This is a genomic window from Wolbachia endosymbiont (group A) of Epagoge grotiana, assembly GCF_947251775.1.
GTDB lineage: Bacteria > Pseudomonadota > Alphaproteobacteria > Rickettsiales > Anaplasmataceae > Wolbachia > Wolbachia pipientis.
This window is the reverse complement of sequence record NZ_OX366387.1, coordinates 1,044,400-1,056,828: the sequence shown is the minus strand read 5'-3', so window position 1 is coordinate 1,056,828 and position 12,429 is coordinate 1,044,400. Positions and strand designations below refer to the sequence as shown.

At 35.3% G+C, this 12,429-nt stretch carries 8 protein-coding genes and 3 pseudogenes; 2 read left to right on the top strand and 9 right to left on the bottom strand.

Annotated elements, in window-relative coordinates:
* The first annotated feature begins 308 nt into the window (after positions 1-308).
* Positions 309-1,307, top strand: coding sequence for a pyruvate dehydrogenase complex E1 component subunit beta (locus OPR50_RS04925; RefSeq protein WP_012673123.1), 999 nt, complete (start codon positions 309-311; stop codon positions 1,305-1,307).
* Here the strand turns inward: OPR50_RS04925 and OPR50_RS04920 are convergent.
* A complete protein-coding gene (locus tag OPR50_RS04920) occupies positions 1,283-1,657 on the bottom strand; it encodes a TrbC/VirB2 family protein (RefSeq protein WP_006279664.1) in 375 nt (124 codons plus the stop codon). The two genes, OPR50_RS04925 and OPR50_RS04920, sit on opposite strands and share 25 nt — an antisense overlap.
* Before the next feature lie 359 nt (positions 1,658-2,016).
* Here OPR50_RS04920 and OPR50_RS08865 point away from each other — a divergent pair.
* Positions 2,017-2,957: pseudogene (locus OPR50_RS08865) on the top strand (IS5 family transposase).
* Between the two features lie 653 nt (positions 2,958-3,610).
* On the opposite strand, the gene lepA reads toward OPR50_RS08865, so the two are convergent.
* The 8 genes and pseudogenes from lepA to OPR50_RS04855 form a co-directional block, all read right to left on the bottom strand.
* Complete coding sequence (gene lepA, locus OPR50_RS04900; protein WP_264339418.1) at positions 3,611-5,407, bottom strand: translation elongation factor 4; 1,797 nt, start codon at positions 5,405-5,407, stop codon at positions 3,611-3,613.
* A 75-nt stretch (positions 5,408-5,482) separates the two neighbouring features.
* Positions 5,483-6,886, bottom strand: coding sequence for a malonyl-CoA decarboxylase (locus OPR50_RS04895; RefSeq protein ID WP_265023869.1), 1,404 nt, complete (start codon positions 6,884-6,886; stop codon positions 5,483-5,485).
* 855 nt (positions 6,887-7,741) lie between these two features.
* Positions 7,742-8,682 (bottom strand): annotated as a pseudogene (locus OPR50_RS08860) (IS5 family transposase).
* A gap of 480 nt (positions 8,683-9,162) precedes the next feature.
* Positions 9,163-9,402, bottom strand: coding sequence for a hypothetical protein (locus OPR50_RS04875; protein WP_265023868.1), 240 nt, complete (start codon positions 9,400-9,402; stop codon positions 9,163-9,165).
* Positions 9,403-9,486: 84 nt separating this feature from the next.
* Positions 9,487-10,812: pseudogene (locus OPR50_RS04870) on the bottom strand (IS4 family transposase).
* A 73-nt stretch (positions 10,813-10,885) separates the two neighbouring features.
* The gene (locus OPR50_RS04865; protein ID WP_265023867.1) at positions 10,886-11,212 is read right to left on the bottom strand and encodes a hypothetical protein; all 327 of its coding nucleotides are present in this window, start codon (positions 11,210-11,212) and stop codon (positions 10,886-10,888) included.
* A gap of 135 nt (positions 11,213-11,347) precedes the next feature.
* Positions 11,348-11,629, bottom strand: coding sequence for an HK97 family phage prohead protease (locus OPR50_RS04860; protein WP_265023866.1), 282 nt, complete (start codon positions 11,627-11,629; stop codon positions 11,348-11,350).
* 189 nt (positions 11,630-11,818) lie between these two features.
* Entirely contained in the window at positions 11,819-12,106 is a 288-nt protein-coding gene (locus tag OPR50_RS04855) for an HK97 family phage prohead protease (protein ID WP_264339398.1), read from the bottom strand.
* Positions 12,107-12,429: the final 323 nt, after the last annotated feature.

The following is a 12,429-nucleotide window of genomic DNA, read 5'->3' as shown; positions in this document are numbered from 1 at the left end:
GTGGAAAAGTTAGGAATGTTTTTTACAAAAAAAGACAGTATCAATAAAAAGGATTTTATTCTATTTGAAATATAAAATTATCATGTATTTTTCTGTTATTCCCAAGTGAATTATTATTAACTCAGCAGTATATATTATTAAAAACACAAGCAATACAATCATTTTTAGCAACCAAAACCAGCAAGCGTGAGAAGATTTTTTTTTGGAATGAGTTGGTCATGATGTTTGTAAAACTTAATTTGTACACTTTACTTACCCCCAGTAATTCTGATATAGTTACTTTAGTTAAAGTCTATAAAAGTTTATAAATGGCAACCTTAAGTGTAAGAGAAGCTTTATGCACAGCAATTAGAGAAGAAATGCAAAACGACTCTGATGTGCTTATCATGGGTGAAGAAGTTGCAGAGTATGATGGTGCTTATAAAGTAACGAAAGGATTACTGAAAGAGTTTGGAGAAAACAGAGTAGTTGATACGCCTATTACCGAACATGGATTTGCTGGCCTTGCTGTTGGAGCGGCATTTGCTGGATTAAAGCCAATCGTTGAGTTTATGACTTTTAATTTTTCTATGCAAGCTATTGACCAAATTGTGAATTCCGCAGCAAAAACAAATTATATGTCAGGCGGACAACTTGGATGCCCTATAGTATTTCGTGGACCAAATGGCGCTGCAGCAAGAGTTGCTGCACAACATTCTCAATGCTTTGCAGCTTGGTATTCGCATATACCGGGGTTAAAAGTAATAGCACCCTATTTTGCCTCCGATTGCAGAGGTCTGCTTAAAGCTGCAATTCGTGACCCTAATCCGGTAATATTTCTAGAAAACGAAATAGCTTATGGACATGAGCATGAAGTTTCTGACTCTGAGCTATCAAACAAAGATTATCTACTTGAGATAGGCAAAGCTGCTGTTATACGGGAAGGAAAGGATGTAACTATCACTGCTTTTTCATTAAAATTAATGGATGCCTTAAATGCAGCAGATTTACTTTCGAGTGAAGGTATAGAAGCTGAAGTTATTGACCTCAGAACCTTAAGACCACTTGACACTCAAACTGTTATTAACTCTATTCAGAAGACTAATAGGTTAGTTAGTGTAGAAGAAGGATGGCCATTTGCAGGAATAGGAGCAGAGCTGTCAGCCGTTGTTATGGAACAAGGATTTGACTACCTTGATGCTCCAGTTGTACGTGTAACTGGCAAGGACATCCCCTTACCTTACGCTGCAAATCTAGAAAAAAAAGCATTACCGCAAGTGGAAGATATAGTTGAAGCCGTGCATCAGGTCTGTTTTAGAAAAAAATAGTTCTTTTTTGTGTCTCCTGTTCCGCATTGGTCCATCAAAGAAGTATTTCCAGTGCCGCCTATACCACCCATTACTTTTATGACGATAGTTTTAGCACCGAAAAATACAGCACAAAATATACCGAGTGCAAAAAGAGCTGGCCATGGCATTCTACCAAATATCGCAAGCAAAGCTGCACCTATTATCACTACGGTCATAAGCGGTCCGCCTATTCCCCAAACGTAGCCAATAATGTTACATATTACTTGAGCAGTTGTATCAGTATTAGTGTCAGCGGCAGCACTCCCAACATGAGAAAAAGAAATAAATAATACTATAAAAAGAATATTAAAAACTTTCCTAGGGTTCATCTCTATACCTTAAATTTAGATATTGCAATTATACCTAAAATACTATAATTTTTAGTAAAACTAGCATAAAGATTGAATAACAAACAGTGCCACAAAAGTAGTTGACACACAACTGCACAAATATTGTAATATAGACATAGTAAACGATATTATTCCAGTGCTTGACGCTGGAATCCAGACTTTAATTGTTATATTTATAAATAAGTCTGGTAAGAATAAACGTTCATCTCAAATGCAGTATTTTTGTTGAAATAGCTCAACTGGATCCCAGTGGGCTTTGTTGCATAGCAACTGAAAAAATCTGGTGGCTACTGACAAAATTCATTATAAAATAGCCATTTAACCTTGAAAGAAAAAATATGCCACAAAAAATGAGGGTCAGTAACCATAGCGAATATAACAAATTTCTAGAAAAAAGAGGAAATATTTTTCATTATATCAACGAAGCCATAGAAAAGTGGTACGAGAATGGTCCAAAAATACCAGTTGGCAACAATATTTATAGCGATAAAGTTGTAATTTTGGTGCACATAATAACTTGTTTATTTAGAATAGGCCTGAGGCAAACAGTTGGGTTTATAGCAGGATACCTTGAGCAAATTGGGAAAAATTTGCAAGTTATCAGCTATTCACAATCATCAAGAAGGTTTAAGAAACTCAATATTAAGATCAATGATTGCAGAAAATAATATGGAAGATATCGAAATTGCTATAGACAGTACAGGAATTAGTATATACAACAACACTCCTGGTCATAGCAAAGAAAATAGCGAAGATAGAAAGTATCGCAGCTATGAACAGACAAGAAAATTGCATGTAATGTTGAATACAAACAGCAAAAAAGCCATAGCTGTAAAATACAGTAACGGCTGATCACTATGGAGCTTGTGATTTGCTAAAAGAAGTCGATTTTCAGTATGTCATAAAAGTACTATATGCAGATAGGGCATATGACAGAGAAAAGCTCTATAAGCTGTGTAATCAATATGGTATAAAAACGAAAATTCCTCCGAAAAACAACGCAGCAGAGCATCCAAAGTTAGACTATATGGCTGAGAGAAATGCTGCAATTAGACTAATAAAATCATGCAGCGAAGATGGAATGAAGAGGTGGAAAAGGCAAACAAACTACGGAAAAAGATCTTATATAGAAAGTTTTTTCTCGCGACTGAAACAAACATTCGGGTTTAGTTTTAGGAATAAATCTGAGACAAATAGAGAGAAGGAACTACTTGTTAAATGCTATTTGCTCAATAAGTTCACTGATATTGGTATGGCTAAATTTGAGATAGCTTCATAAATTTATTGTGCGTTACCTACTATCCGAAGAGCGATGCAACAAAGCCATCCCAGTGTCAAGCACTGGGATGACAGCAGTCCTACGTCATACCGCCGCGGTATCTCAGCCGCTAACAAGTAGCGGGATGACGGTTGTCGTTTAGCCATAAACATTAAGAAATTTACCAAATGAAAAAAAGGCAAAAGAAGCCCCGTGGTGGTTGGCTATTTACTATGTACTAAAATATCGGCGTTTTTTTATTCTAAAACGCTTGATTAAGAGCGATTTAGCTGCTTTTAACTTGCAGCTAACCTACACCGCAAGTGTTTAAGAAATTTACTAAGCAGGAAAAAAGGCAAAGAAACCCCGTAGTAGCTAGCATTCAAATTCTCCCTTGTCAATTTGACGTTTTTTGCTGTCTTAAACGCTTTGTAAGCGCGTTTCGGCTTATATAGGTAAAAACCTAAAAATTTTTAAAGACATGCGATGCACGTAGTGCGAAAAATTAAACATGAGACGCCAAATACCCTAAGTTTTTTGTCATTAACCTGCACAGATTGCGAAGATAAATAAATAGCTTCAGTTTCATGATAAGGGAGCTGGCGGAGTTTGTCAAGTAAGTTTTTTCGTTTCTAACGGTTGTTGCCAAAAACTATACAAGAAGTCTTTTAAGATCAATCACTTATCTTCAAGGCTTGAATAAAAGCATTCTGTGGAATATTTACGTTCCCTATAGAATGTAACCTTTTTTTACCCTTCTTTTGCTTTTCAAGTAGTTTCATTCTTCGCGTTACATCTCCACCATAGAGTTTAGCTGTTACATCTTTTCTGTATGGGTTAATCGTTTCTCTGGCAATAATTTTTCCGCCCACTGCCGCTTGAATCGCGATTTTATATTGCTGACGTGGTATTAGATCCTTCAAGCGTGCGCATATTTCACGCCCTCTTTTTTCTGCCCTACTTTTGTGAACGATACAAGCCAGTGCATCTACGGGCTCTCCATTAATTAAAAAGCTTAACTTATCTATTTGGCTTACCAGATAGCTGGAAATTTCCCAATCCAAACTTGCATATCCTTTGGAAATTGATTTTAATCGATCATAAAAGTCAAAAACAACTTCAGACAGTGGTAATTTATATCTTAACAATGCTGTTGTTGTGTTACCAATGTAAGATAAATCCTCCTGTTCTCCCCTCCTTTCTTCACATAGAGATAGAATCTCTCCCAAGTATTGGTCAGGGACCATTATGGTTGCGGTAATCCATGGTTCTTCCACAATTTCAATTTTCGTTGGATCTGGCATATCACTTGGGTTATGAATATTCAAAATTTCACCACTTCGTGTTGTAACCCTATATATAACACTCGGTGCAGTTGCTGTTAGGTCTAAATCAAATTCTCTCTCGAGCCTTTCTTGAATAACTTCAAGATGCAACATTCCCAAAAAACCACAACGAAATCCATAGCCTAGTGCATTTGAAGTTTCAGCTTCGAAGGTAAAACTTGCATCATTTAAATGTAACTTCTCTAGAGCTTCCCTTAGATATTTAAAATCATCCGTTTTGTGAGGGAAAATGCTACAAAATACCACAGGATGCACTTCTTTAAATCCAGGAAGTGCTTCACTACAAGGTCTCTTTTCCTCAGTGATAGTGTCTCCTACCTTGCAGTCTGCTACTTCCTTCATTGAAGCAGTTATAAAACCAACTTCACCCGCTGAAAGCTCACTCGTCATAACTTTTTTAGGGGTGAAAATACCAATATTGTCCACTTGATATGTAGCATTATTAGACATCATAACAATTCTCATGCCTTTTTTTAGCACTCCATTTTTAACTCGCACTAAAATTACTACTCCTAAGTAAGTGTCATACCAACTATCAACCAAAATTGCTTGCAATGGAGCATTTACATCACCTTGAGGAGCTGGAAGTTTTGCTACTATTGCTTCCAGTACATCTTTTATTCCAAGTCCAGTTTTTGCTGATATTAAAACTGACTCACTTGCATCAATACCGATTATTTCCTCAACCTGGAGTTTTACCCCTTCTGGATCTGCAGCAGGAAGATCAACTTTATTGAGCACAACTATTATTTCATGGTTGTTGTCAATAGCTTTATATACATTTGCAAGGGTTTGTGCTTCAACGCCCTGGCTACTATCTACCACTAAAAGTGAACCTTCACATGCGGCTAAGCTTCGGCTTACCTCGTAAGAAAAGTCAACGTGACCTGGGGTGTCCATGAGATTTAGGCAATATTGATTACCGTCGTTTGCCGTATAATTGAGTTTTACCGTCTGTGCCTTAATTGTAATCCCACGTTCGCGTTCTATATCCATTGAATCGAGTATTTGATTGGTCATTTCTCTTGCTTCAAGGCCGTTACATTCCTCTATTAAACGGTCAGCAAGCGTTGACTTACCGTGGTCTATATGCGCTATTATTGCAAAATTTCTTATGTTGTTCATTTATGGCTATTTTACTTAAGTAGAACCATTTTACATTTTAAGTGTTGTGAGGGCAATCCTTTATTAAGAGACTATTTACTCCTTCAACATAGACGACACTTTTTTCGAGCAGGAAATCACTTTATTAACCATATAGTTTTCATGATTATTATCTATTTTAGGCAACTCATATAGATAATTTACCATCATCCCGGCTGACTGACTAATACCCTTTTCAGAAGTATCCGCCATCCAGTTTAATTGTTTTATTGATGCGCCATTGCTTAAATGAAAATGCGCCACCGGGTCATAAGTATTTCCATTACTATTATTCACTTTTAGTAAATAATATGCACATAGTTTAAGCATGTATTGTTTAGTTTCATTTGTACATTCAACATTAGTTTTTAATTGCTCTGCACTTTCTAAAATTTCTGCACTAGATTGTTTTATATTTAGTTTGCCCAATAAAGTGACATCTTGGTTTAGATTGTTTTTTAGCCATTTCGTAAAGCCAGGTATTGGAGAAAGAGTTGCATATGTTTTTATACTTTTAAACTCCTGTGATAGCTTTTCTACAACCCTTTTGATCAAAAAATTACCAAGGCTGATTCCAGATAACCCTGCTTGAGTATTTGATATTGAATAGAATATAGCAGTGCTCGCATTACTCGGATCATTTGAAGGTACTGACTCATCTAAAAGGTGTTGAATGCTATCTGCAATCTTATCCACCAATGCAACCTCTACAAAAATTAGAGGTTCGTTTGGTATCTTGTAATGAAAAAAAGCAAAACAGAGACGATCAGAATCTAGTCTGTTTTTTAGGTCGCCCCAAGAGGAAATTTTATGCACAGCTTCATATTTTATAAGTTTTTCTAGCAATGATGCAGGTGAATCCCAAGTGATTTGACGAAGATCGAGTAGATCGACATCAACCCAAGTATAGAGTATATTTTTTAATTCGTTCTCTAGTGGATTCAAGCTTCTATGTTGGTTTTTTAGCTTAAGCACATCAGAACGCATATCAACAATAAACTTAAGGCCTTGTGGTAAAGAAATAAATTGCTTTAATATTTTAGAACGCGGTGATTCAAGAATTTTTATTAAATCCTGTTCAAATTTATAGTTTAACTCGGGATCTTGGTTTTTCTTATACTCTCTAATTTTCTCATCTATTTCCGCTTTATTCGGATTAAATTTTTCTGCCAGGGTTTGTAGAAATTTTATTTTACCTTTCTCTGATAAGCTTAAGTACAAGTTACCAAGAGATACAGCGTTTTTACGTGCTGAAACCTCCCCTCCCTTTGGATTTAAGCACTCGTTCATCTTCAAGACTAAACTATCGATATCGCGACTGTTGCTTAAATCAGGACTGATGTTACCAATCCACGATCTTACAGCATCTGCCACTCCACCTAGTATTTTAAAAAAGCTTCTTACCGCCTTTTTGTCTTCAACTTTCACTATATCAGTTTTTACCAATGATTCTTTTGTCATAGATTCCCTTTATTATACATAGCTAATGCAAGTCAGGGTCATACCGCCGCGATATCTCTAGATCCCGCTAACAAGCAGCGGGATGACGGTTGTCGGTAAACCCAAGTTATTTTAGCTACATATAGCTTAAGTTAAAGGAAAATTTTAGCTACATAGCAGGCACTATTACTAGATTATTAATAATTCAGTAATACAATAGACTTCTTGCACTACCTCCCAAGCCACAACTGTCATTCAGTAGAAACGAAAAAACTTGCTTGACAAACTCCGCCAGCCCCCCTATCATGAAACTGAAGCTATTGTATTTGCTTTCGCCAATCTGCAGATTAAAAGGTAAGGATTACTTAATGTATCGGCGTCTTATGTTCAATTTTTTGCAGTATATAGATACTGTATGTCTTTACAAAACTTCATCTACATCTAGATTTTTATCTAAATAAGCTGAACGCGCTTATAAAGCGTTACAAGACATCAAAAAATGCCAATACTCGACAGAGATAGTAAAAGACTAGCTAACTCGGGGATTCTTTGTCTTTTTTTCTGCTTAGTAAATTTCTTAAACATTTGCAGCGTAGGTTAGTTGCAATTAAAAGTGGCTGAATCTCGCTTGTCAAGCGTTTAAAACATAAAAAACGCCAATATTTTAAAGCGGATAATAACCTCAGGGCTTCTTTTGCCTTTTTTTTATTTGGTAAATTTCTTAATGTTTATGGCTAAACGACAACCGTCATCCCGCTACTTGTTAGCGGCTGAGATACCGCGGCGGTATGACGTAGGACTGCTGTCATCCCAGTGCTTGACACTGGGATGGCTTTGTTGCATCGCTCTTCGGATAGTAGGTAACGCACAATAAATTTATGAAGCTATCTCAAATTTAGCCATACCAATATCAGTGAACTTATTGAGCAAATAGCATTTAACAAGTAGTTCCTTCTCTCTATTTGTCTCAGATTTATTCCTAAAACTAAACCCGAATGTTTGTTTCAGTCGCGAGAAAAAACTTTCTATATAAGATCTTTTTCCGTAGTTTGTTTGCCTTTTCCACCTCTTCATTCCATCTTCGCTGCATGATTTTATTAGTCTAATTGCAGCATTTCTCTCAGCCATATAGTCTAACTTTGGATGCTCTGCTGCGTTGTTTTTCGGAGGAATTTTCGTTTTTATACCATATTGATTACACAGCTTATAGAGCTTTTCTCTGTCATATGCCCTATCTGCATATAGTACTTTTATGACATACTGAAAATCGACTTCTTTTAGCAAATCACAAGCTCCATAGTGATCAGCCGTTACTGTATTTTACAGCTATGGCTTTTTTGCTGTTTGTATTCAACATTACATGCAATTTTCTTGTCTGTTCATAGCTGCGATACTTTCTATCTTCGCTATTTTCTTTGCTATGACCAGGAGTGTTGTTGTATATACTAATTCCTGTACTGTCTATAGCAATTTCGATATCTTCCATATTATTTTCTGCAATCATTGATCTTAATATTGAGTTTCTTAAACCTTCTTGATGATTGTGAATAGCTGATAACTTGCAAATTTTTCCCAATTTGCTCAAGGTATCCTGCTATAAACCCAACTGTTTGCCTCAGGCCTATTCTAAATAAACAAGTTATTATGTGCACCAAAATTACAACTTTATCGCTATAAATATTGTTGCCAACTGGTATTTTTGGACCATTCTCGTACCACTTTTCTATGGCTTCGTTGATATAATGAAAAATATTTCCTCTTTTTTCTAGAAATTTGTTATATTCGCTATGGTTACTGACCCTCATTTTTTGTGGCATATTTTTTCTTTCAAGGTTAAATGGCTATTTTATAATGAATTTTGTCAGTAGCCACCAGATTTTTTCAGTTGCTATGCAACAAAGCCCACTGGGATCCAGCCTTTCACGCAATCCCATCAAGAACGTTATATTTTACATAACACTTTTATGCTTACCAACTTAATAAAATTCCTGGATCCCAGTGTCTGGGCACTGGGATGACAGGCTAGCCTGACAACCGTCATTCCTGTAAAGATCAAGTATCCCACTACGTGTTAGCGGATGAGATACCGCGGCGGTATGACGGTTCGTGGCGGTATGACGGTTAAGCAATTCGTCATACCGCTGCTTGTTAGCGGCTAAGAGATACCGCGGCGGTATGACGTAGGACTGCTGTCATTCAAGTAGCTGAAACTGGAATGACACGTCATAAAGGAACCAGTGTCAGCTACTTGGATGATACCTTTTTTCTACTTAGTTTGGGTTATGCAAGAAGTCTATTTACTTCTTAACTTGACGCACATGATGTCTTGCAGCATCATCTACTGTCTCTAAATAAATCATTGCTAGACATATACCACTGTGTACTTCTACGGATACCTTATTGCCTAAACTTCGATTAAAGCAAGAATTTTTTCCCGGAAAAGCAAGATTACTAAGGTGCAGTTCCCATTTTAATCCTTTGGTTGATATTTGAGCTCTCGGTATACCAAGTAAAGATATTTTAGTATTTTTTGGCAAAGAAAAAAAATGGGTAATACCTTTTTGTAAAGTGTAACCTACCATGGGAGGTGAAGGTGTGTAAAAGATACCATACGCGTCAAGTTAAGAGATTGTGAGCAAATTTAGAGAGGTTAAAGTGGATACTCTAGCCCTTCTACGTTTGTCTTTTAATGAAAATCGCGACCAAGTTATAGTGAGTTTTTTAAGAAATGCTTTTAAACTATTAATTTTGGTTAATACTAAAAATAACTCTCTAACCCGCCTTTTTAGCTCAATAAATGCCTTTGTTAAGCTAAGTTCTGTATTCTTTTTCACTTCTGTGCAACCAACTATGCCGTGAAATATAAGAATTGCGCACAATTTAGCATATAGTTCACATAATACTCTGCATGGCTTTCCTTTTAGCTTATCAAGCCTGATATGGCTTTTATACAATTTAAATAATAACTCAATTTGCCACCTTACTCTGTAAATCGTTAATACTTGCTCAGCACTAATTTTATTTTCTGGAACATTAGTTATAAATATTGATCAGTTCAACAATTTTTGATTTCTTTTAGAGGATGTATATCCCTGCGATCTTGCTAATCTATTAGCTTTCCTTCTTCTGGCCATAGACTGTTCTTCAGTTAGTTTCTGACATATAATTCTTACTCTAATTTTTGCTTCTTTTCCTAACAATACCTCGTTTTCTAAAAATAACTTATCCTCTAAACATTCTAATAACTCCATTTTTTGATTTGTTTCTACATCATATATGTTGGTATCGGATTTATAACGACTTATGAAATAAGCTCCTATTTCATTGATTTGTTTAAAAGAACTTGGCACAAAATAACCGAGATCAGATATTAGCAAATCATTGCTTAATATATTACTTAAATGTTTCCTATATCCCTGGTCTGATCTTACCCCCTCCGTTAAATTAAGTTGGTCTATTATCTGATTCATGTAGTCGAAAACTAATTGTAACTTTATTCCAGACTTAGTATTGCTTTCATAGCCACTGTAGCTAGTACCATAACCTTTATACATCTCTTCCATACTGTTAGGTAGAGTAATATAGCTACTGTCCAATAATTTAACACTATTAAATTGCTGTAAGATTTTGCAATCAACTTGCAAGATATTTTTAAAGAGAATCACAGATTCATTATACATCCTTTTCATAAATTCCACTGCTTCTTCAGTAAATCTAAAATCCAAACCTTGTTTTGTTATATCTATCGAGTCCTCGTTTAGTAATTGACACATTGTTTCTACGCTACAATTATCAACTCCTATATTACCCAAGACCATGGCTTTTACGAATGATGAACCTTTTAGCTTTCTCTTTCTTTTTATAAACCTTGTTGTAATTGAGATTTTCTCTGCTTTTTCATTAAAAATTTCTTTGAGCTTTTTTGATAAGCAAGTTATTTTATTCATTGGTTCTCTCACTAAAAGTATATCTGGGAGAACTTATACCTTATTATTCTATCTCTTTCATACCTTTATTTCCTTAACTTGACGCGTATGCTACTCCATCAGTCTGAACCCCTCCATCTTTGTTTATCACTACACTTTGGCTCTCTTTCTCTACAACTTCAGGTTTTAAGTCAACTTGAACACTTCCATCTATTGTCTTAAAAGCATCAGTTTGAACTTCATTGTTTGCAGTAGTTTTATCGTAGTACAAAATATTTTCTGCCCATCTATTCCATCTCTTGGGCAATATTCGTCCAATCGTTTTTAGATATAACCAAGCAAATACAGTAGACCAGCTGTATTTTTTTTCCTTTCGCTTAATATTAATTTCATAATTAACCTTATTATTAATATTTAGCATAAAATTACCTTATTTTTTAACTTTAATTTACAGAAAATTTTAATAGTAATAAAGTTATATATATTAGTATAAATGTTAAACAAATACTAACACAGGTGTCAAATTATGGTAAAGTCTTTGCCCGCCTAATACACTTTAAGCAGAAATGTACATGTCTGCAAGTACAGCATTTGCTTTTTCTATCGCTCTTGCTAACACTTCCTGTTCATTGTTCTGATTTTTCACATTGATTACCTGAGCAGCCAAGTTTGCAGGAAAAGTGACCAAACTGACTTCCCATAATTCCACTTGTTTTAACACTCTAGCTCCACTTTTATGATCAACATCATACTCTATAGGTATATAGCCGATGGAAAGTCCGTTAATTGCCCCAGTTTTGAGCATCAAATACACTTCTTCTGCTTTCTGAATACCCAAAAGTAAATGTGCGGTTATATACCTTACTATTACCCACAAATATAAATGTTTGTTGCATAGCTCTTAATGGCATAACTTTTGCTTGAAATAACTGTTTATATGGTGCAATTTACAGCTTTTAGTTGCTAAAATTATAACTCTTAGTTTAATAATTTTAATCTAATAAGCTTTCAGGTTAATAAAATTAAATTATTTGAGTAAATACAATACTATGTTTTTATTTGTGGGTAATAGTAAGGTTATATACAGGCCAACATCATTTTCATAAATATCTATGATGCTACCTATAGGTTCGTCAGGATTATGCTGCCAAAGGAGTTTTATTTTATTTCTGTTTAAATTTTCCTTAAATGCTCCAGGCAATATCAGATCATTTTGTTTATCAACTATATTAAAAACGCTAGCATAACCAGAAAATACACCGTTTTCTCCTATGCTTTTTATTGACAATGGTGAATAGAGAAATTTCTTATTCATAAAGCCTCCTGTAGTATTGGGAATTTTGTTTCGCAATGCACTGCGATATAATTCTATTATATGCAGTGCTCTAAAAGGGGGAAGCACTTTTCTTAGTTACTAAAAACGCTAAATTGTAATATGGTACAATGTTACAACGATGTCATGAAAGTAGCTGAAACTGGTTCCTTTATGACGGCAGTACCTTCTCCTGTCATCCGAGTAGCCTCCTTTTTTTGTCATCCCAGTGCTTGACACTGGGATGGCTTTGTTGCATAGCAACTGAAAAAATCTGGTGGCTACTGACAAAATTCATTATAAAATAGCCATTTAACCTTGAAAGA